18 protein-coding genes are annotated in these 19,989 nt (G+C 62.5%); 11 read left to right on the top strand and 7 right to left on the bottom strand.

From position 1 onward, the window contains the following. Window positions 1–76: 76 nt before the first annotated feature. Window positions 77–1,285, bottom strand: coding sequence for an urea ABC transporter substrate-binding protein (gene urtA, locus ACQRBT_RS25000; RefSeq protein WP_060755339.1), 1,209 nt, complete (start codon window positions 1,283–1,285; stop codon window positions 77–79). 312 nt (window positions 1,286–1,597) lie between these two features. On the opposite strand from urtA, the gene ACQRBT_RS25005 reads away from it, so the two are divergent. After that, on the top strand, window positions 1,598–4,975 hold the full coding sequence (locus ACQRBT_RS25005; protein ID WP_060755460.1) for an ATP-binding protein: 3,378 nt from the start codon (window positions 1,598–1,600) through the stop codon (window positions 4,973–4,975). Continuing rightward, a complete protein-coding gene (locus ACQRBT_RS25010) occupies window positions 4,956–5,618 on the top strand; it encodes a response regulator (RefSeq protein WP_060755340.1) in 663 nt (220 codons plus the stop codon). The genes ACQRBT_RS25005 and ACQRBT_RS25010 overlap by 20 nt, the downstream gene beginning before the upstream one ends. 37 nt (window positions 5,619–5,655) lie before the next feature. Here ACQRBT_RS25010 and ACQRBT_RS25015 read toward each other — a convergent pair whose 3' ends face one another. Then, the gene (locus ACQRBT_RS25015; protein ID WP_412047634.1) at window positions 5,656–6,492 is read right to left on the bottom strand and encodes an IclR family transcriptional regulator; all 837 of its coding nucleotides are present in this window, start codon (window positions 6,490–6,492) and stop codon (window positions 5,656–5,658) included. 235 nt (window positions 6,493–6,727) lie between these two features. Between ACQRBT_RS25015 and ACQRBT_RS25020 the strand changes: the two genes are divergently transcribed. From ACQRBT_RS25020 to ACQRBT_RS25050, 7 genes are read left to right on the top strand one after another with little or no spacing between them, the layout of a single operon-like run. After that, window positions 6,728–7,756 carry an ABC transporter ATP-binding protein gene (locus ACQRBT_RS25020; protein WP_060755342.1) on the top strand — a complete coding sequence of 343 codons (1,029 nt, stop codon included), beginning with the start codon at window positions 6,728–6,730 and terminating at the stop codon, window positions 7,754–7,756. Further along, a complete protein-coding gene (locus ACQRBT_RS25025) occupies window positions 7,753–8,598 on the top strand; it encodes an ABC transporter permease (RefSeq protein ID WP_244383774.1) in 846 nt (281 codons plus the stop codon). The genes ACQRBT_RS25020 and ACQRBT_RS25025 overlap by 4 nt, the downstream gene beginning before the upstream one ends. A 4-nt stretch (window positions 8,599–8,602) precedes the next feature. Next, a complete protein-coding gene (locus ACQRBT_RS25030) occupies window positions 8,603–9,397 on the top strand; it encodes an ABC transporter permease (RefSeq protein ID WP_412047633.1) in 795 nt (264 codons plus the stop codon). Further along, window positions 9,397–9,687, top strand: a complete 291-nt coding sequence (locus ACQRBT_RS25035) for a (2Fe-2S)-binding protein (RefSeq protein WP_060755345.1) — start codon at window positions 9,397–9,399, stop codon at window positions 9,685–9,687. The genes ACQRBT_RS25030 and ACQRBT_RS25035 overlap by 1 nt, the downstream gene beginning before the upstream one ends. Continuing rightward, entirely contained in the window at window positions 9,684–11,027 is a 1,344-nt protein-coding gene (locus tag ACQRBT_RS25040; RefSeq protein WP_412047632.1) for an NAD(P)/FAD-dependent oxidoreductase, read from the top strand. Before ACQRBT_RS25035 ends, ACQRBT_RS25040 begins: the two co-directional genes overlap by 4 nt. Continuing rightward, a complete protein-coding gene (locus ACQRBT_RS25045; protein WP_412047631.1) occupies window positions 11,024–12,121 on the top strand; it encodes an NAD(P)/FAD-dependent oxidoreductase in 1,098 nt (365 codons plus the stop codon). The genes ACQRBT_RS25040 and ACQRBT_RS25045 overlap by 4 nt, the downstream gene beginning before the upstream one ends. A 14-nt stretch (window positions 12,122–12,135) precedes the next feature. Beyond that, window positions 12,136–13,167 carry an ABC transporter substrate-binding protein gene (locus tag ACQRBT_RS25050; RefSeq protein ID WP_060755348.1) on the top strand — a complete coding sequence of 344 codons (1,032 nt, stop codon included), beginning with the start codon at window positions 12,136–12,138 and terminating at the stop codon, window positions 13,165–13,167. Here the strand turns inward: ACQRBT_RS25050 and nadE are convergent, their stop codons facing one another. The 3 genes from nadE to ACQRBT_RS25065 are packed head-to-tail and all read right to left on the bottom strand — an operon-like array spanning window position 13,168 to window position 15,861. Further along, window positions 13,168–13,983 (bottom strand): ammonia-dependent NAD(+) synthetase, encoded by an 816-nt coding sequence (nadE, locus tag ACQRBT_RS25055; RefSeq protein ID WP_412047630.1) that lies wholly within the window; start codon window positions 13,981–13,983, stop codon window positions 13,168–13,170. 1 nt (window position 13,984) lies between these two features. Beyond that, window positions 13,985–15,202: a nicotinate phosphoribosyltransferase gene (pncB, locus tag ACQRBT_RS25060; RefSeq protein ID WP_244383778.1), complete on the bottom strand. Its 1,218-nt coding sequence runs from the start codon at window positions 15,200–15,202 to the stop codon at window positions 13,985–13,987. Window positions 15,203–15,213: 11 nt separating this feature from the next. Then, window positions 15,214–15,861, bottom strand: a complete 648-nt coding sequence (locus tag ACQRBT_RS25065) for an isochorismatase family protein (protein ID WP_412047629.1) — start codon at window positions 15,859–15,861, stop codon at window positions 15,214–15,216. Window positions 15,862–16,007: 146 nt separating this feature from the next. Between ACQRBT_RS25065 and ACQRBT_RS25070 the strand changes: the two genes are divergently transcribed. After that, window positions 16,008–16,700: an NUDIX hydrolase gene (locus ACQRBT_RS25070; RefSeq protein ID WP_411984610.1), complete on the top strand. Its 693-nt coding sequence runs from the start codon at window positions 16,008–16,010 to the stop codon at window positions 16,698–16,700. Between the two features lie 6 nt (window positions 16,701–16,706). Here the strand turns inward: ACQRBT_RS25070 and ACQRBT_RS25075 are convergent, their stop codons facing one another. Together ACQRBT_RS25075 and ACQRBT_RS25080 are read right to left on the bottom strand one after the other, a co-directional pair. Continuing rightward, a complete protein-coding gene (locus ACQRBT_RS25075; RefSeq protein ID WP_060755353.1) occupies window positions 16,707–17,480 on the bottom strand; it encodes an L-iditol 2-dehydrogenase in 774 nt (257 codons plus the stop codon). Window positions 17,481–17,543: 63 nt separating this feature from the next. After that, window positions 17,544–18,854 (bottom strand): ABC transporter substrate-binding protein, encoded by a 1,311-nt coding sequence (locus ACQRBT_RS25080; protein WP_060755354.1) that lies wholly within the window; start codon window positions 18,852–18,854, stop codon window positions 17,544–17,546. Between the two features lie 211 nt (window positions 18,855–19,065). Here ACQRBT_RS25080 and ACQRBT_RS25085 point away from each other — a divergent pair, with 211 nt between their 5' ends. Beyond that, on the top strand, window positions 19,066–19,986 hold the full coding sequence (locus tag ACQRBT_RS25085; RefSeq protein WP_412047628.1) for an AraC family transcriptional regulator: 921 nt from the start codon (window positions 19,066–19,068) through the stop codon (window positions 19,984–19,986). Window positions 19,987–19,989: the final 3 nt, after the last annotated feature.

Below are 19,989 nucleotides of genomic sequence, written 5' to 3' on the forward strand. Positions count from 1 at the left end.
GAAATGAAATGCGGGCTGCCTTGGCTTTATGTGGGAGGTGGCATTAGGGCAAGCCACCTCCCACAGGTGAAACCCGTTACTGGTAGCCTTTCGGGAATGGGTTCGGCTCGATCAGGTCCGACTCGTAGATCACCTTGAACTGGCCGTTCGGCTGCACTTCGCCGATGCGCGACTTGCTCCACAGGTGATGATTCTCGTGGATCTTCACATAGCCTTCCGGCGCGGTTTTCAGTTCGATGCCCGGGGACGCGGCCACCACTTTATCCACGTCGAAACTGCCGGCCTTCTCCACCGCCGCTTTCCACAACCATGGGCCGAGGTAGGCTGCCTGGGTTACGTCGCCGATCACCGCATCCTTGCCGTACTTGGCCTTGAAGGCTTCGACGAAGGCTTTGTTGTTAGGATTGTCCAGGCTCTGGAAGTACTTCATCGAGGCATAGAAACCGGCCATGTTCTCGCCGCCGATGCCGAGCAGTTCGTCTTCGGTGACCGACAGGGTCAGCAAGGTCTGCTTGGAGGCATTCACGCCTGCGGCATTGAGTTGTTTGTAGAACGCCACGTTGGAACCGCCCACCACGGCGGCAAACACCACGTCAGGCTTTTTCAGCTTGACCTTGTTGATCAGCGAACCGAACTGGGTGTTGCCCAAGGGGTAGTAGTCTTCGCCGACCACGGTGCCGTGCAGTACGTTTTCAATGTGCTTGCGCGCGATCTTCATCGAGGTGCGCGGCCAGATGTAGTCGGAGCCGACCAGGTAGAAGGTCTTGGCGCCCTTGGTCTTGGCGATCCAGTCGAGGCTGGCGAGAATCTGCTGGGTGGCTTCCTGCCCGGTATAGATCACGTTTTTCGACTGTTCCAGGCCCTCATAGAAGGTCGGGTAGTACAGCAGGCCGTTTTCTTTCTCGAAGATCGGCAGCACGGCTTTGCGCGAGGCCGACGTCCAGCAGCCGAACACCGCGGCAACCTTGTCGTTGACCAGCAGTTTCTTGGCTTTTTCGGCGAAGGTCGGCCAGTCGGAGGCGCCGTCTTCCTGAATGACCTTGATCTGCCGTCCCAGGATCCCGCCCGAGGCGTTGATCTGTTCGATGGCCAGGCGCTCGGCCTGGATCGAGCCGGTCTCGGAAATAGCCATGGTGCCGGTGGCCGAATGCAATTGGCCGACGGTGACTTCGGTGGGGGTCACGGCCAGGCCTTCGTTATCGGCCAGCACGCCCTGGCTGAACAGAGCGGCCGCCAGCAATGACAAGGCCAACAGCGGTGTGGAGCGGATCAATCGTATTGCCATGGGGCGACTCCTCTGCAATGAGGTGTCCAGCATGGCGGCAGTCAGCCGGCTCGGGTATACGCAGCCTGACGTAACGGTGTACGTCATTTGACGTATGCCGCGGCGCACCAATCCAGGGCAGGATCACGCTCCCCCAGGCACTGGAGATCCCCAGTGAGAGCGGGCTTGCTCGCGAATGCGCGGTAGCTGTCACCCCATCTGTTACAGACACACCGCATTCGCAAGCAAGCCCGCTCGCACATTTGGATCCTGGTGGCTGTCGGGGCATGGAATTTGCTGATCAATCTCGCCCACTTCCCGGAGCCTTCCACCGTGCAGCCCCCTCCCGGTACCCAGCGCATCATCAAGATCCGCCGCGACTACAACACTTGGGTCGCCGACGAGACCATGGAAGACTATGCCCTGCGCTACACCCCCAAGTCCTTTCGCAAATGGTCGGAACTGCGCATTGCCAACACGGCCCTCGGCGCGGTGTCGTTCCTGGCGCTGGAAGCCATCGGCGGTGTGCTGGCCTTGAGTTACGGCTTCACCAACACCTTCTGGGCGATCCTCGCCATCAGCCTGATAATTTTCTTGAGCGGCCTGCCCATCAGCTACTACGCCGCGCGCTACGGTGTGGACATGGACCTGCTCACTCGCGGTGCCGGCTTCGGTTACATCGGCTCGACTATCACCTCGCTGATCTACGCCAGCTTCACCTTCCTGTTCTTTGCCCTGGAAGCAGCGATCATGGCCCTGGCCCTGGAGCTGTATTTCCATATCCCGCTGGCCCTGGCCTATGTGATCTGCTCACTGCTGGTGATCCCGTTGGTGGCTTACGGCGTGACCCTGATCAGCCGCCTGCAATTGTGGACGCAACCGATCTGGCTGCTGTTGCTGGTGTTGCCCTACGGCTTTGTGGCGTGGAAAAACCCCGACGCTTTCAGCGACTGGACCAGCTTCGTCGGGCGCAACGCCGACGGCGGCGATTTCAATCTGCTGGCGTTCTGCGCCGCCTGCACCGTGGCGCTGTCGCTGGTGACGCAAATCGGCGAACAGGTGGACTACCTGCGCTTCCTGCCGGAAAAAACTGCTGCCAACCGCAAGCGTTGGTGGGCCGCCCTGCTGTGTGCCGGCCCCGGCTGGATCGTCCCCGGCGCCTTGAAGATGTTCGGCGGGGCGTTCCTGGCATTTCTCGCGCTGCAACATGAAATCCCCATGGAGCGCGCCGCCGAACCGACCCAGATGTACCTGGTCGCGTTCCGCTATGTGTTCAGCTCACCGGAATGGGCACTCGGCGCCATGGTGTTGTTCGTGTTCATTTCGCAGATGAAGATCAACCTGACCAATGCCTATGCAGGCTCGCTGGCCTGGTCCAACTTCTTTGCCCGGGTCACCCACAGTCACCCGGGCCGTGTGGTGTGGCTGGTGTTCAACGTGGCCATTGCGCTGATGTTGATGGAGTTGGGCGTGTTCGATGTGATCGATCAGGTACTGGGGCTCTATGCCAATATCGCGATTGCCTGGATCGGCACCCTGGTGGCCGACCTGGTGATCAACAAGCCTTTGGGCCTGTCGCCCAGGCACATCGAGTTCAAGCGCGCGCACCTCTACGACATCAACCCGGTAGGCGTCGGCTCGATGCTGATTGCCTCATTGCTGTCGATCCTCGCGCACTTTGGCCTGTTCGGCGCCCTGGCCCATGCCGCGCCGCCCTTCGTGGCACTGGGTACCGCGCTGGTGATGGCGCCGCTGTTGGCCTGGCTGACCCAGGGCAAGTACTACATCGCCCGTACCAGCGACGTGCAGTTGATTCACCCGGTTGCCTGCGCGACGCACGCGGTCTGCGGGCTGTGCAGCAACCCGTTCGAGACGGCGGACATGGCGTTCTGCCCGGCCTATGGCACGCCGATCTGTTCGCTGTGCTGTTCGCTGGATGCGCGTTGCGGAGATCGTTGCAAGCCCCACGCCCGTTTAGTCACCCAGTTCGAAAGCGTACTGCGCTGGTTGCTGCCCAATACGCTGATGCCACGCTTGCATACCCGGTTGGCACATTACCTCGGATTGCTGATGGCGCTGGTGTTGATGCTCGCCGGTGCCTTGGCCTTGATCTATGTGCAGGCAGCGCAAGGCTTGCCGCATTCGGAAACCTTGTACCAGGCGTTCTTCAAGGCTTTCCTGACGTTATCCGTGTTGGCCGCGGTGCTCGCCTGGTGGGTGGTGCTGACCCGCGAAAGCCGTGGCGTGGCCCAGGAAGAATCCGACCGCCAGACCCTGCTGCTGATGCAGGAAATCGACGCCCACAGCCTCACCGACCAGGCGCTGCAACAAGCCAAGGAGGCCTCCGAAGCGGCGAATGCCGCCAAGAGCCGCTACGTCACCGGCCTGTCCCATGAACTGCGCACGCCGCTCAATAGCATCCTCGGTTTCACCCAGATTCTGCAGCGTGACAGCGCCATGCCCGAACAGCACCAGGATGCGCTAGCAACCATTTTGCGCAGCGGCTCGCACTTGGTCTCGCTGATCGACGGCCTGCTCGACGTGGCCAAGATCGAGGCCGGCAAGTTGCGCCTGGAACCCACCGAGATCCCCTTCCCCGAGCTGCTCCACGACCTGGAACAGATGTTCACTCCGCAAGCCCGGGACAAGGGCCTGCGCTTTCGCCTGGACTGCGTGGGCAAGATCCCCGCCGTGGTGCGTGGCGATGAAAAACGCGTGCGCCAGATTCTGATCAACCTGTTGGGCAATGCGGTGAACTTCACCGACAGCGGCGAGGTGTGCCTGAGGGTCAGCTATAGGCGCGAGACCGCCAACTTTGAAATCATCGACACCGGTATCGGCATCGACCCCGGCCAGTTGGAGCGGATTTTCCAACCGTTCGAACGCGGCGACCTGATGCGCCAGGGCAATGGCGTGGGCCTGGGGCTGACCATCACCCGCATGCTCACGTCCTTGATGGGCGGCGAACTGCGGGTCACCAGTGAGCTGGACAAGGGCACCTGCTTCCAGGTGCGGCTGTTCCTGTCGCAGGTGCGCGCACCGCAAGCGGTGGTACATGTCGAGCACGACATCATTGGCTATCAAGGCACGCGACGGCGCATTCTGGTGGTGGATGACCATGTGGATCATCGCAAGGTGCTCAGCGGCATGCTCACGCCGCTGGGTTTCGAGGTGATCCAGGCCAGCAACGGCCAGGATGCAATCCGCCAGGTGGCGCTGCTGGCGCCCGACCTGATCCTGATGGACCTCTCGATGCCGACCCTGGATGGCTATGAAACCAGCCGCCTGATCCGCCGCAATGCGTTGTCCACCGCGCCGATCATCGTGATCTCGGCCAACGCGTTCACCGACGACCGCGAACGCAGCATTGCCGCCGCCTGCAACGATTACCTGGCCAAGCCCGTGCGCACGCCGGAGCTGCTCGGCTGCTTGCAACAGCACCTGGGCCTGCAATGGCTGCGGCGCACCCAAAGTCGGATACCACCGCCACCGCCCAGCGTATTGCCCAGCCCTGCAGACCTGGCTGAACTCGCCGAGCTCAGCGCCATCGGCTATGTGCGGGGCCTGCATGCCAAACTCGACACCCTCCTTGAACAGCGCCCGGACACCGAACCTTTTATCAGCAAGGTCCGCGGGCTGCTCAAGGGCTTCCGCCTGGATGAACTCAACCGAACCCTCAAGGAGGCCGCAGATGAATGCATTGACCAGTAATGAACCCGGCGTCGTGCTGATCGTGGACGACACCCCGGATAACCTGGCCATGCTCTCCGACGCCCTCGACGACGCGGGCTATATGGTACTGGTTGCCCTCGACGGCCTCAGCGCGTTGAACCGCGTGCAACGCCGGCGCCCGGACCTGATCCTGCTGGACGCGATGATGCCCGGCCTGGACGGCTTCGAGACCTGCCGTCGGCTCAAGGCGCAGCCTGCCAGCGCAGACATTCCGGTGGTGTTCATGACCGGGCTGACCGATAGCAAGCATGTCGTGCAGGGGTTTGAGGTAGGTGGCAGCGACTACGTGACCAAGCCGATCCAGACCGATGAAGTGCTGGCACGGGTGGCGGCACATTTGCGCACGTCGCGTATTTTGCTGTCGGCAAGGGAGGCACGGCAGCCGAGTGTACTGACGCTTGAAGATGCGCCGGCACAAAGGCTGCTGTCAGCCAGATTCCAACTGACCGAGCGCGAGGTGGAGGTGTTGCGCTGGGTGGCGTGTGGGAAGACCAACCGGGATATCGGGGATATTCTGGGGTTGAGTCCGAGGACGGTGAACAAACATCTGGAGCATGTCTATGTGAAGCTCGGCGTGGAGACCCGCACGGCAGCCACGTCGGTAGCCCTGGCCGCGATCTAGACCTGTGCGGGGCGATAGGGGGTACCGCAAAAATGAGTTATCCCCCAAACGTCTGTGAAGGCCGGCGCAAGGTCGGATCAAACGGATTGATCCGCGGCCCGATCGCCGCCGCTTCGCGCTTCAACAACTCCACCACCATCGGTAAGCGGCTCGGCCCCAGCCGGTCGCTGATGGTTGCCACACTCAACGCCGCCACCGCATGCCCCTCGCGATTGAGGATGGGCACCGCCAGCCCGGCCATGCCCTCCAGCACCCCGGTATTGCGCGCCGCATAGCCAAGCTGGCGCACGTTCTCCACCTCCGAACGCAACAGCACTTCGTCATACAGATGGAAGTCCTTGAGGCGGGGCAAGTTGTAGCGGATCACCGTTTCGCGCTCTTCCTCCGGCAGGAACGCCAGGATCGCCAGGCTGCCCTGCCCGACACCCAGCGCCACGCGCCCGCCGATATCGCCGGTGAAGGTGCGGATCGGGTATGGACCTTCGCTGCGGTCAAGGCAAATCGCATCAAAACCGCTGCGGGCCAGCAAAAACAGTGAGTCGCCCAGGGACGCGCTCAGGCGCAGCAAGCTTGGCCGCACCAGGTCACGCAGGTTGCCGGTCTTGCCCGCATTCGCCGCCAGCGCGAAAAACTCCAGGCTCAGGCGATAGCGCTTGCTGCGCGCATCCTGCTCGACCATGCCCTCGTCCACCAGGCTGCGCAGCAGGCGGTGGGTAGTGGGCTGGGACAGGCCCACCTGCTGCGCCAGTTGGGTCACGCGTTCGCCGCCTTCCGGCACCGTACCCAGCGTGCGCAATAACGCAAACAGCCGAGACACACTGCCCGCGCCGACTTCCCTGCTCTCGATATTCCGCTCAGTGGAATCATTTTCCATCGAAAAGCCTCAACTATTCTGACCATTGAATAAAACTGAAAATAATACTTCATTCAGTGAAATTCCATCTTCCACCCTTCCGGCTCTTCGTCCTAATCTGCGTTCACAGGGGCGAAATGAACAACAATCGGCAGCCGACTTGAGATCGAGCGCCAACGCACCCGCGACACTTCTTTCGCATCTGCCCAAAACAAAAAAGCGCGTCTTGACGCGACTCAAAAAGGTGGAACGCACTATGGCATTTCTCCAACTCAACGCCTTGAGCAAACGCTATGGCGCCGTCGACGCGGTGGTCGCTACCGACCTTGCGGTGGAAAAAGGCGAATTCGTGTCCCTGCTCGGCCCCTCGGGTTGCGGCAAGACCACCACCTTGCAAATGATCGCCGGCTTCGTGGACGTCAGTGGCGGGCAAATCCTGCTCGACGGTCGCGACATCACTCACGCCAAGCCCGCCAGTCGCGGCCTGGGCGTGGTGTTCCAGAGTTATGCGCTGTTCCCGCACATGAGCGTGCGCGACAACGTCGCGTTCGGCCTGAAAATGCGCAAAGTGCCAGCCAGCCAAATCGCCACCCAGGTCAAAAACGTGCTGGAGCTGGTACGCCTGGCGCAACATGCCGAGCGCTACCCGCGCGAGCTGTCCGGCGGCCAGCGCCAACGGGTGGCCCTGGCGCGTGCGCTGGTGATCGAACCGCCGGTGTTGCTGCTGGACGAACCGCTGTCCAACCTCGACGCCAGCCTGCGCGAAGAAATGCAATTTGAAATTCGCCGCATCCAGTGCGCCGTGGGCATCACTACCTTGATGGTCACCCACGACCAGGCCGAAGCACTGTCGATCAGCGACCGCGTAGTGGTGATGCAGGCCGGGCGTGTGACCCAGATCGACGCGCCGTACACACTCTATGAGCACCCGCGCACCCGGTTTATCTCGGACTTCGTCGGCAAAGCCAACCTGTTGCCCGGCGACTACGACGCACTCGGCAACCCGCAAGTGCGCCAGGCAGGCGGCAGCGGTGAACTGACCCTGAGCCTGCGCCCGGAGAAAATCCAACTGGTAGACGCCGGCCTCGGCCGCCTGCAAGGCAGCGTGCGCGACCGCTACTTCTTCGGCAGCCAATGGTTGTACCGCGTCCACACCCCGCTCGGCGAAATCACCGTGGCCTGCAGCAACGACGGCAGCGTGCCACTGGGCTGCGGCACGGCGGTGGGCCTGCAGTGGCAAGCCGAGTTGTTGCGCGTCTTGGCGGCGGATGAGGTGTGCCCATGAGTCGGGGCTACTTATTGTCGTTGCCGGCCCTGGCCCTGTTTACCGGGCTGTTGCTGCTGCCGCTGGGCTTGACCTTGGTGCTGTCGTTCAACGTGTTCGACTATCAGGTCGGCGTGAAGGCCGATGAGTGGACCTTCGCCCATTACCTGTCTTTGCTGCGCGATGCGTATTTCTACGAAATCTTCTGGCGCACCTTCTGGATCAGCGCCTTGGTGACCTTGCTGTGCGTGGTCATCGGCGTGCCCGAGGCCTACATCCTCAGCCGCATGGGTACCCCGTGGCGCTCGATTTTCCTGATCCTGATCCTCACCCCGCTGTTGATCTCGGTGGTGGTGCGCGCCTTCGGCTGGAGCTTGCTGCTAGGCGCCGACGGCTTGGTCAATCAAGTGATCCAGGCCCTCGGCGGGCGCCCGGTGAAGCTGCTGTACACGCCATTTGCCGTGATCATCGCGCTGGTGCACGTGATGCTGCCGTTCATGATCATTCCGGTGTGGACCTCGCTGCAAAAACTCGACCCGTCGGCTGAACAGGCGGCGCTTTCGTTGGGCGCAAGCCAGGCCACGGTGATGCGCAAGATCGTCTTGCCGCAGGTGATGCCCGGCGTGTTGTCCGGCACCTTGATCGTATTCGGCCTGGCCGCCAGCTCATTCGCCATTCCCGGCCTGCTGGGCGGGCGGCGCCTGAAAATGGTCGCCACCGTGGTGTACGACCAGTACCTCTCGGAACTCAACTGGCCCATGGGCGCGACCATCGCGGTGGTGCTGCTGCTGGTCAACCTGCTGATCATGCTGAGCTGGAACCGCATGGTCGAAAGCCGCTACAAAAAGTCCCTGGGGGTTTAAGCGCATGTCCAGAAACGGTCCTTTGGCCCTGGGTTTTCACGGCCTGGTGGTGCTGTTCATGATGGCGCCGCTGGTGGTGGTGTGCCTGGTGGCCTTCACCCCGGAAAACACCTTGAGCCTGCCCACATCGGGGTTTTCCCTGCGTTGGTTTCGTGCAGTGTTCGAGCGCGCGGACTTTATCCAGGCGTTCTATAACAGCCTGGTCCTGGCCTTCACGGCGGCAAGCCTGGCCACACTGATTGCGGTGCCCGCCGCCTTGGCCATCAGCCGCTATCAGTTCCCCGGACGCAATTTTTGCAGTGCCTTGTTCCTGTCGCCGATCATCATCCCGCACCTGGTGCTGGGGGTGGCGATGCTGCGTCTGTTTGCGCTGATGGGCGTCAACGGCAGCTTCACCTGGCTGATGCTGGCGCACGTGGTGATCATCACGCCGTATGTGCTGCGCCTGGTATTGGCGGCCGCCATCGGCATTGACCGCAGTGCCGAGCAAGCGGCCGAATCCCTCGGTGCCGGGCGCTTTACGCTGTTTCGCCAGATCACCCTGCCGATGATCCTGCCCGGCGTGGCCGGCGGCTGGCTACTGGCATTCATCAACAGTTTCGATGAAGTGACGCTGTCGATCTTCGTCAGCTCACCGGCCACGCAAACGCTGCCGGTGCGCATGTACGTCTACGCCACCGAATCCATCGACCCCATGATGGCGGCAGTGTCGGCGCTGGTGATCGGGTTGACGGCGATTACCATGATTGTGCTGGATCGGGTCTACGGCCTGGACCGCGTCCTGGTGGGGAAACACTGATGGCGCTGTTCAAGCGATTGGCCGAAACCACGCGCCCTGCCCTGGCCTTTACCCTGGACGGGCAACCGGCCACGGGGCTGCTGGGCGACACCCTGCTCACGGCCATCCTGACCTGCGCCGATCACCTGCGAGGCAGCGATTTCAGCGCCGAGCGCCGCGCCGGGTTCTGCCTGATGGGCGCCTGCCAGGATTGCTGGGTACGGCTGGAGGACGGGCGGCGCGTACGGGCCTGCTCGACGCTCCTGGAAGAGGGCCAGGCCATCAGCCGCGACCCGGGGCGCCAAGCATGAAGCCGGTGGTGATTGTGGGCGCAGGCCCGGCGGGGATCAGTGCGGCGCGTACCCTGCTCGAACATGGCATCAAACCGTGCCTGATCGATGAAAGCCTGCGCGGCGGCGGGCAGATTTATCGGCGGCAACCGGCGAACTTCCAGCGTTCGGCCAAGCAGCTTTACGGTTTTGAAGCGGGCAAGGCTGAAGCGGTACACCGCACGATGGATGAATTGGCGCCGTTGCTCGACTACCGGCCCGAAACCCTGGTGTGGAATGCCGAAGGCGGTCGCCTGGACCTGCTCCATCACGGCCGTGCCGAAAGCCTTGCGTACTCGCGCATCATCGTTGCCACCGGCGCTACCGATCGTATGCTGCCGGTGCCGGGCTGGACCCTGCCTGGGGTGTACAGCCTTGGCGCTGCGCAAATCGCCTTGAAGTTTCAAGGCTGTGCCATCGGTGAGCGCGTGGCGTTTTGCGGCAGCGGGCCGTTGCTGTATCTGGTGGCGTATCAATACGCCAAGGCCGGGGCCAACGTGGTGGCGGTGCTCGACAGCGCGCCCTTCGGCGCTCAATGCCGGGCATTGCCGGCGTTGCTCGGGCAACCGCTGACGTTGGCCAAGGGCTTGTACTACCGCGCCTGGCTCACGGCCCATGGGGTTCCCGTACATCAGGGGGTGACGCTCAAGCAGATTGACGGTGAACAACGGGTCAGCGCCATCCGTTGGGCTGAACAGAGCCTGGCCTGTGATGCGGTGGCCTTCGCCCATGCGTTGCGCAGCGAAACCCAGCTGGCGGACCTGCTCGGCTGCGAATTTGCCTGGAACGCCCTGAATCGTGCCTGGTTGCCGCAACGCGACAGCGCCGGGCGCAGCAGTGCCGACGCGGTGTACCTGGCTGGCGACGGCGCCGGCATCATGGGCGCGGAGGCTGCCCACATGGCCGGTGAGCGGGCAGCCTTGGCGCTGCTGGATGATTTGGCTATCACCATTGATCAGCGCCGCGCCGCCTGGCTGGAGCAGCAGTTGGCGGGCATCCAGCGCTTTCGCCAGGGCCTGGAAACCGCCTTCCCCTTCCCGCAGCAGTGGGCAGCCGAGGCGCCCGATGCGTTGATCCTGTGCCGTTGCGAGGAAGTCAGCGTGGGCGATGTGCGCGCGGTGGTCGACGAAGGCCACTGGGAGATCAACCGGGTCAAGGCCCATTGCCGCGTCGGCATGGGCCGCTGCCAGGGCCGCATGTGCGGTTTGGCGGCGGCGGAAATCATTGCCGAACACAGTGGCCGAGGCATTGAGCAGGTCGGGCGGCTGCGCGGCCAGGCACCGATCAAGCCACTGCCATTTGGCGTGCAGGTGCAACCATGATCGACGTCATTGTGCTGGGGGGTGGCATTGTTGGCGCATCGGCGGCCCTGATGCTCGCGCAGCGCGGCCAGCGCGTGGCGCTGCTGGAACGGGACTTTTGCGGCTCCCATTCCAGCGGTGTCAACTATGGCGGCGTGCGGCGTCAGGGTCGGCCATTGCATCAACTGCCGCTGTCGCAACGCGCCCATCAGCTCTGGGCGGACTTGCCGGGGTTGATCGGTATCGATGGCGAGTACGTGCGCTCCGGGCATCTGAAGTTGGCGCGCAGTCACGCGGATTTCGCCGCGTTGCAGGCTTACGCAGACCAGACGCGAGGATTCGGCCTGGGCTTGCAACTGCTCGATCACGCGCAGCTGCGCGCCAGGTTCCCTTGGGTGGGCGACATCGCGGTCGGTGCTTCGCTGTGCCCCGAGGACGGCCATGCCAACCCGCGCCTGGTGTCGCCGGCCTTCGCCCGTGCCGCGCAACGCCTGGGCGCAACGATCTTTGAGCAGGCCGAAGTGATTGGCATTGAGCACGACGGAGCGTGTTTCCAGGTGCGCTGTGCCAACGGCCTGCACTTACACGCACCCTGGCTGCTGAATTGTGCCGGCGCGTGGGCCGGCACCGTCGCCGCACAGTTTGGCGAGCCGGTGCCCATCACTGCGGCGCACCCGGCGATGCTGGTGACCGAACCGCTGCAGGTGGTGATGACGGTGAGTACCGGCGTTGAAGGCGGTGGGATTTACGCGCGCCAGGTCGCCCGCGGCAATTGCATCCTGGGCGGCGGCCGCGGCTTCGCCCTGGGCCCGCTGACGGCCCGTCCCGGGCAAGCGGCCGTGCTGGAGATCTTGCGCAACGCCACTGAGCTGTACCCGTTTCTCCAGGGCGCGCAGGCGATCCGTACCTGGAGCGGCACCGAAGGCTACCTCCCCGATCATGAACCGGTGATCGGTCCCAGCAGCACCCAACCCGGCCTGCTCCACGGTTTCGGCTTTGCCGGCGCCGGGTTCCAGCTCGGCCCGGCGGTCGGTGAAGCCCTGGCGGACCTGGTCTGCACAGGCGCCAGCCGCCAACCCATTGCAGCGTTTTCCATTCGTCGTTTCCAAGCCTGAGAGGAAAAACATCCATGAGCCTACGTATTGCACTGTCCTGCTTGTCCCTCGCCACACTTGCTTGCACCGCCCAGGCAGCGCCCACGCTGTACCTGGGCATGAACGGCGGCACCATGGAGCGGGTGTACGCCGACAAGGTGCTGCCCGCCTTCGAAAAAGCCAATAACGTCAAGGTGGTGATCGTGCCCGGCACGTCGTCGGACATCCTCGCCAAGGTCCAGGCCAACAAAGACAACCCGCAGATGCACGTGATGTTCCTTGATGACGGCATCATGTACCGCGCCATCTCCATGGGCCTGTGCGACAAGCTCACGCCCAATCCGACCCTGGAGCAGATCCCCGCCAAGGCGAAGATCAAGGATCAAGCCGTAGCCGTCACGCTCGGCGTGACCGGCCTTGGCTACAACGCCAAGATGTTCAAGGAAAAAGGCTGGGCGGCGCCCACCTCGTGGATGGACCTGGCCGACCCGCGCTTCAAGGACAAAGTGGTGTTCCAGTCGCTGGCCTCCTCCACTTTCGGCCTGCACGGCTTCTTGATGTTCAACCGCATCCAGGGCGGCGACGAGAGCAATGTGGAGCCCGGCTTCAAGGCCTGGCCAAGCACCATCGGCCCGAATGTGCTGGAGTACATCGCCAGCTCCGCAAAAATATCTGAAATGGTGCAAACCGACGAAGCCGCCATCTTCCCGCTCACACCGACCCAGGTCACCACTCAGAAACTGCTCGGCATCCCGATGGAATATGCCCAGCCCAAGGAAGGTGCGGTGGTGCTGAACGTGGCCGAGTGCGTGATTGCGCGCAATGACCAGCCGGAACTGGCGCAGAAACTCGCGGCGTTTTTGCTGACCGCCGAAGCCCAGGCGCCGGCACTGGAAGAAGGCGACCAGATTCCGTCGAACCCGACCACCCCTACCACCGACAAGACCCGTGGCCGGGTGGAGGCCATGCAGGGTTACTTGCAGAGCGCAATTTCGATTGATTGGGACCAGGTCAACCAGGCGCGGCCGGAGTGGAACGCGCGCTGGAGCCGGTCGATCGAGCGCTGATCAGACAGGCGCTATCGGCAGCGCACGCTTGTGCGCTGTCTGGCGGTACGCCTTCTCGACGATTGCCCGCACCCGTTCAGTCACCGGTTCGCCCATCAGGTAGGCATCGATCTCGGCGTAAGAACAGCCATAGGCGTGCTCATCGAGCTTGCCCGGTGCCAGCTCTTCCAGGTCGGCGGTGGGGTGTTTGTGCACCAGATTGTCCGGTGCGCCGAGAGCGCTGGCCAGCAGCCGTACCTGGGTCTTGGTCAGGCCCGACAGCGGTGCGAGGTCACAGGCGCCGTCACCGAACTTGGTGAAGAAGCCCATCAACGCTTCCGCGCCATGGTCGGTGCCCACCACCAAACCGTTGTGCAGGTTGGCCACGGCGTATTGGGCGACCATGCGTGCCCGGGCCTTGACGTTGCCCTTGATGAAATCTACATGGCTGGCGCTGGCCTCTGCGGCGCGCAGGCTGGCCATCAAGCCATCGACCGTGGCGGCAATGTTGAGCGTTTCGATCTGGTCCGGGGCGATGAAGTCCAGGGACGCCTGGGCGTCGCCTTCGTCGGCCTGGGTCTTGTAGGGCAGGCGCATGGCGATAAAGCTTGCGGCATACGCTTCGGCGCGCAGTTGCTCGACGGCCAGTTGGCAGAGGCGCCCGGCGGTCAGTGAGTCGACGCCGCCACTGATGCCCAGCACCAACGCCGTGCAACCCGACTGGCGCAACGTGGACTTGATGAAGTCGATACGCCGCTGAATCTCGCGGGGCTCGCCGCCCTGGACCAGCGAGCGGTCGATGTTCAGTTCCTGAGCGATACGTTGCTGGGTTTGCATGTCACACCTCCACGCTGCCGACGTTGAATACCTGTGCTGCATACTGCAAGAACGAGGCGTCTTCGCAGACGTTCTTGATCGGGTCATCCGAGAACTTCACCACCGGCTCGCCGTGCACCCGCACCAGCTTCATCACGATGCTCAGCGGTTGTACACCGTCCACATCGCAGGCCAGGCTGGTGCCCATGCCAAACCCGAACTTGGCCTTGCCGCGCACGTGCCGCAGGATCGGCAGGCATTTCTCGAAGTTCAAGCCATCGGAGAACATCAGGTCCTTGGTCATCGGGTCGATACCCAACTGTTTGTAGCGGGCCAGCACCTTGTCGGCCCAGGCGATGGGGTCGCCGGAGTCCTGACGCAGGCCGTCGTAGAGCTTGGCGAAATACAGATCGAAATCCTTGAGGAAGAAATCGGTGCTGATCGTATCGGTCAGGGCGATCCCCAGGCGGCCACGGTACTCACCCACCCAGTGCTCCAGTGCGGCGTTCTGGCTCTCGCGCAGGCGCCCCAGTTGCTGGTGCACCATCAGCCATTGGTGAGCCATGGTGCCGATCAACGGCAGGTCGAATTCGTAGGCCAGGTGCGCGTTGCTGGTGCCGACGAACTGGCCGGGAAAGTCGCGGCGCATGATGTCCACCACTTCGCGCTGGGCCTTGAACGACAGGCGCCGACGGGTGGAGAAGTCAGACACGCGCAAGTCGGCCAACTCCTCGCGGCTGAGGTTTTTCTCCAGCCAGTCGAACTTCTGGTAGAGCTTGCGGGTGACGTCTTCCAAGGTGACGTCGGGGTATTTGTCACGGTTGCGCAGTTCGCTGACCAGCGCCAATACCGGTTGTTCGAACATGATGCAGTGCAGCATCGGGCCGATAACCCGGATATTCAGTTGGCCGTCGACTTCGCTGACGTGGATATAGCGCAGGTTGAAACGGAACAGGCCGAGAAAGCGCTCGTAATCCGGCGTGAGGTATTCGCGAAAACGCGGGTTGAACAGAAAGCGCAATTCGCCTTCACGGGCCTGCAAGCCAGCCATGTTCTCAAGTTCAGCGCGCAGTTGCGGGATCAAGTGGCCGAGCTTCTCCTTGGAGCGCACGATGAAGTTGTATTCCACATCGACGTTGGGGTACTGATGCAATACGGCCTGCATCATGGTGAAGGTGTAGTAGTCGGTGTCGAGCAAGCCCTGGATCACCGGCGTTTCGTAGTTGTAGGCACTTTCCATGGTGAGTCTCCTTAACGCGTGGCGTGTACTGCCAGTTCTTCGCGGGTGCTGCTGATGACGGCACCGGCCTTGAGCAATTCATTGACGGCCTGCACGCTGCCCTCCTCGCTGATCCCCCGGCAGGCCGGCAGGTGCAGGACGACCTCCAGGCCGGCCTTGAGCAATTGCAGCGCGGTGGTCTTGACGCAGTAGTCCAGGGCCAGGCCGCCGACGATCACCCGCACGACGCCCTGGGCCTTCAAATACTCGATCACACCGGTGGAAAGCTTGTCGTGCAGATCGTGATAGCAGGCACCGTAAGGGTGCAGATCGGGTTCGACGCCCTTCCAGACGAAGTAGTCGTAGTCATACGGGGCGGGCAGTTCATCGAGCAGCGTGAAACCCTCGGTACCCGGCACGCAGTGGCTGACCCAGGTGAGGTCGGCGTGAGGCAGGCGGGTGGGTTGCAACATCGCGCTGGCCTCGGTCACCACCCACGGTGCGTGCGGGGTGTGGGCGTCCTTGCTGCCCACGCGGTTGCCAACGAGGCTGGCCATGTAGTTGAGCTCGGCGCCGATCTGGTCACCACCCGCCACCGGCAGTTCGTTGGGGCACAGTGGCGTGAAGCTCTTCTGGGCATCGACATCAAATGAAGCGAGGGCGGTTTTCGCGAGGGTCATGGTGGTTCTCCTGTGGCCTGGAAACAAAAGTACACGTCATGTACTTTCATTGCAAGAAACATTTGTTTATCTATGCTGGAACCAGTACATGACATATCTGTTCGATTGGTTAGACTGTGCGCCACCGCTGTTGCGAAGGATTTCCCATGCCACTTAGCCCTTACCTGCATACCGTCGACCTCTGCGCGCTGTTCTACTGCCGCGCCTCCGGCGAATTGAAACTGCTGCTCAATAAGCGCGACGCCGAACCCTTCGCCGGGCATTGGGCGCTGCCCGGGGTGGTGGTCAACGGCGATGTGCAAGACTTGAGCCTCAAGGATGCGGTGGAGCGTTTGCGGGTGAGCGCCAAAGTCGGCCTGGACCTGGCCTGGTGCGAGCAGGTCGGCACTGTGGGCGATGCATTTCGCGACCCGCGTTGCTGGTCGTCGTCCACCTTCTACCTGGCGATAGTTGCGCAAGAGGTGACGCTGGCCGAACACCAGGGCTGGTTTTCACTGAATGCGCTGGCAAATGGCAGCATCAAGCTACCGTTTGACCATAACCTGATCGTCGCGGCAGTCCAGGAGCGGCTGTTTTCCAAGTCGCTGTACAGCAGCTTGCCGTTGCTGTTCCTGGGGAATGAATTCAGTGCGCCGGAAGCGACCACGATTTTTTCGCTGGTGCTGGCGCGGCCGGTGTTGAAGACCAGTATTCGTCAGCGTCTGTTGAAGCTGACCGAGGCGGGATATCTGCGTGAGACCGGGCGCAAGAAGCACGGCGAAGGCGGCAGGCCCCAGGCGACCGTGCAGAACCTGAAGCCTGGAGCGGTGTATTTCTTTGATCGCAGCTTTGCTGAATAGACGCGGTCAGCTCATCCAGTTGCCACCGTCGACGTTGTAGGTTTGCGCAACCACATAGTCGGCGTCCTGCGAGGCCAGGAAGATCGCCATTCCGGTCAGGTCCTGCGCCGTGCCCATGCGCCCGAACGGCACTTCGGCGCCTACCCGCCTCTTCTTCTCGCCGGGTGCCAGCCCTTCATGTCGGGCGAACAGCGCATCCACCCCGTCCCAGTGCTCACCGTCCACCACCCCCGGGGCGATGGCGTTGACGTTGATACCGTGCTTGATCAGGTTCAACCCCGCCGACTGCGTGAGGCTGATCACCGCCGCCTTGGTCGCACAATAGATCGCCACCAACGGCTCGCCACGCCGCCCTGCCTGACTGGCCATGTTGATGATCTTGCCGCCATGGCCCTGGTTGATCATCTGCCGTGCGGCGGCTTGCAGGGTGAACAGCGTGCCGGCGACGTTGATCGAGAACAGCCGTTCATAGCTGTCGCGGGTGATCTCGACAATCGGCGCCAGGTCAAACAGCGCCGCGTTGTTGATCAAGATGTCGAGCTTGCCGGCATGGGCCACCACCGCGGCAATCGCCGCATCGATAGAGGCCTGGTCGGTGACGTCCATCGCCACCGCGTAAGCCTGTGGGCCCAACTCGAGCGCCGTGGCCTGGGCGCGTTGCAGGTTGATGTCGGCAATCGCGACGCTAGCCCCTTCGGCAATATAAGCCTGGGCAAAGGCGCGGCCGATGCCGCGTGCCGATCCGGTGATCAGCGCGCTTTTACCTTGCAGTCGTTTCATGAGCGTGGTCCCTCGGGGGTCATAGGGGTGTTGTTTGAGCGTTATTGGGTAGCTGTTGGGTAGCTATTTGGGATAGCCGGCGCGCTTCATCTCGCGCTCGGTGGTCGACTGGGCCTCAAGCAATGCCTGGTCAACCGACATGCCGCCGGTGAGCGCCGCCGAGAACAGCTTGCCAACCGAGGTGCCGATGGCCTGGAACTCGGGAATCGTCACGTACTGGATCCCCACGTAAGGCACCGGTTGGGCCGAGGGGTGCGCAGGGTCAGCATGCTTCATCATCTCCAGGGTCACCTGGGCAAACGGCGCAGCTTTCAGGTAAGCCTGGTTGTAGGTGGACTGGCGGGTGCCTGGCGGCACGTTGGCGATGCCTTCCTGATCAGCCACCAACTGGATGTAGTCCTTGGATGTCGCCCACGTGATAAATGCCTTGGCCGCGTCCTTGTGCCTGGACGTAGCCGGGATAGCCAGGGACCAGGCATACAACCAGGAGGAGCCTTTGTCGGTGACTTCGGTGGGGGCCGCCGCAAAACCCACGCTGTCGGCTACTTTGCTCTGGCTTTTGTCGGTGGTGAAGGAGCCGGCGACGCTGGCGTCGACCCAGATCGCGCACTTGCCGCTGTTGAACAGTGCCAGGGTTTCGTTGAAACCATTGCTGGAAACCCCAGGCGGCCCATAGTGCTTCAGGGTGTTGACGTAGTAGTTGGCCGCCGCCGTCCATTCGGGGCTGGTCAGCTCAGGCTGCCATTGTTCATCGAACCAGCGTGCGCCAAAGGCGTTGGCCATGGTGCTCAACAATGCGATGTTTTCGCCCCAACCCGCCTTGCCACGCAGGCACAGGCCGTATTGGTCCTGGTCTTTTGCCGTGAGCTTGGCGGCGAATTCGCCGAGCTGGGTCCAGGTCGGGTGCGCGGGCATCGTCAGCCCGGCCTGCTTGAACAGGTCGGTACGGTAGTAGGTGAGCGTACTTTCGCCATAGAACGGCAAGGCATACAGGGTGTTGTTGACCGACAGGCCCTGACGCACGGCGGGGAAGATATCGTCGGCGTCGTAATCCGCCGGGAGTGGGCTCAGCGGTTCCAGCCAGTGTTTGGCGCCCCACAGTGGCGTTTCATAAGTGCCGATGGTCAGCACGTCAAACTGCCCGCCCTGGGTGGCGATATCCGTGGTGAGGCGCTGGCGCAACACGTTTTCCTCCAGCACCACCCAGTTGAGCTGGATGCCCGGATGCTGCTGCTCGAAGACCTTGGACAGACGCTGCATGCGGATCATGTCGCTGTTGTTGACCGTGGCGATGGTCACGGTGTCGGCGGCGTGGCTGGGCAAGGCCAACGCCAGGCCGGCCAGCACGAACAACGCTTGCGGGAGCTTGGACATAGCGGTTTCCACCTGTTGTTTTTGTTGTTGAGGGCCGATTACAGCAGCTTGACCAAACCCTCACAAACGCGTGGCGAATGCTCGACTGATACTTTTTTAACCTCATCGTCAAAATCAAAAAAGTATCGGCTCAGGGCGAAACCCTGGGTAGCGCAGAGGCTGCCGGTGCGCGTATTTTGAGGCGTTCCCTTACTTGAAAAGAGGCATGAGCATGCCCGTCAGCCGCGCCGAACTGTTCGAGCATCGCCCCGCCGAACTTGAAGTGATCCTGCCCGAACCGGACCGCTGCTTTCGCTGGTTCGAACATGACTACCCTTACGACCTGGCGCGCTGGAACCACCATCCCGAGTTCGAAATCCACCTGATCCGCCAAGGCAGCGGCAAACTGGTCGCCGGGGATTACATCGGTGCGTTCAACGCCGGGCATGTTGCGCTGATCGGCCCGGACCTGCCTCACGACTGGATCGGCGACCTCGCCCCCGGCGAATACCTGAAGGGGCGCGACGTGGTGCTGCAATTCGACGGCGCCGCCCTCCTCGCCCTGCGCAAAAACCTGCCGGAGCTGGGCGATTTGCTCCCCTTGTTCGAACGGGCGCGGCGCGGCCTGGCATTCAGCGGCAGCACGGCCACGCAGGCGGCACAGTTGATCGAGGCCATCGGTCATGCCCAGGGCCTGCAACGGCTGATCCTGTTCCTGCAACTGCTCGACACCCTGAAAACCGCACCACAGCAGCAGGTTCAGACACTGGCCAGCCCCTGCTACGCCCCCACGCTGGATGCGCGCAGTGCCGAACGCATCAACCAGGCCTTCGACTACCTGATCCGGGAACTCACCGGCGACGTGCGCCTGTCGGTGATCGCCCGGCAACTGGAGATGAGCGAAGCGGGCTTCTCGAGGTTCTTCAAGCGCAACACCGGCCATGGTTTTATCGAGCTGATGCGCAAGTTCCGCGTGCAGCGCGCCTGCCGGTTGTTACTGCAAAGCGAGATGTCGGTGGCGGCTATCTGCTTTGAAGTGGGTTACGCCAACCTGTCCAACTTCAACCGGCACTTTCGGATCGAGATGAATCTGACGCCGAGTGAATATCGCCGTGAAACGGCGATGCGATGGTTCAACCGCACTGGCCTGTAGCGT

Source organism: Pseudomonas sp. R19M, from assembly GCF_050312585.1.
In the GTDB taxonomy this organism is placed as follows: domain Bacteria; phylum Pseudomonadota; class Gammaproteobacteria; order Pseudomonadales; family Pseudomonadaceae; genus Aquipseudomonas; species Aquipseudomonas palleroniana.

Bases quoted from the DNA above. Each gene is read 5' to 3' on its own strand.
- urtA (WP_060755339.1), bottom strand. From the start codon at position 1,285: ATGGCAATACGATTGATCCGCTCCACACCGCTGTTGGCCTTGTCATTG.
- ACQRBT_RS25010 (WP_060755340.1), top strand. From the start codon at position 4,956: ATGAATGCATTGACCAGTAATGAACCCGGCGTCGTGCTGATCGTGGAC.
- ACQRBT_RS25015 (WP_412047634.1), bottom strand. From the start codon at position 6,492: ATGGAAAATGATTCCACTGAGCGGAATATCGAGAGCAGGGAAGTCGGC.
- ACQRBT_RS25020 (WP_060755342.1), top strand. From the start codon at position 6,728: ATGGCATTTCTCCAACTCAACGCCTTGAGCAAACGCTATGGCGCCGTC.
- ACQRBT_RS25025 (WP_244383774.1), top strand. From the start codon at position 7,753: ATGAGTCGGGGCTACTTATTGTCGTTGCCGGCCCTGGCCCTGTTTACC.
- ACQRBT_RS25030 (WP_412047633.1), top strand. From the start codon at position 8,603: ATGTCCAGAAACGGTCCTTTGGCCCTGGGTTTTCACGGCCTGGTGGTG.
- ACQRBT_RS25035 (WP_060755345.1), top strand. From the start codon at position 9,397: ATGGCGCTGTTCAAGCGATTGGCCGAAACCACGCGCCCTGCCCTGGCC.
- ACQRBT_RS25040 (WP_412047632.1), top strand. From the start codon at position 9,684: ATGAAGCCGGTGGTGATTGTGGGCGCAGGCCCGGCGGGGATCAGTGCG.
- ACQRBT_RS25045 (WP_412047631.1), top strand. From the start codon at position 11,024: ATGATCGACGTCATTGTGCTGGGGGGTGGCATTGTTGGCGCATCGGCG.
- ACQRBT_RS25050 (WP_060755348.1), top strand. From the start codon at position 12,136: ATGAGCCTACGTATTGCACTGTCCTGCTTGTCCCTCGCCACACTTGCT.
- nadE (WP_412047630.1), bottom strand. From the start codon at position 13,983: ATGCAAACCCAGCAACGTATCGCTCAGGAACTGAACATCGACCGCTCG.
- pncB (WP_244383778.1), bottom strand. From the start codon at position 15,202: ATGGAAAGTGCCTACAACTACGAAACGCCGGTGATCCAGGGCTTGCTC.
- ACQRBT_RS25065 (WP_412047629.1), bottom strand. From the start codon at position 15,861: ATGACCCTCGCGAAAACCGCCCTCGCTTCATTTGATGTCGATGCCCAG.
- ACQRBT_RS25070 (WP_411984610.1), top strand. From the start codon at position 16,008: ATGCCACTTAGCCCTTACCTGCATACCGTCGACCTCTGCGCGCTGTTC.
- ACQRBT_RS25075 (WP_060755353.1), bottom strand. From the start codon at position 17,480: ATGAAACGACTGCAAGGTAAAAGCGCGCTGATCACCGGATCGGCACGC.
- ACQRBT_RS25080 (WP_060755354.1), bottom strand. From the start codon at position 18,854: ATGTCCAAGCTCCCGCAAGCGTTGTTCGTGCTGGCCGGCCTGGCGTTG.
- ACQRBT_RS25085 (WP_412047628.1), top strand. From the start codon at position 19,066: ATGCCCGTCAGCCGCGCCGAACTGTTCGAGCATCGCCCCGCCGAACTT.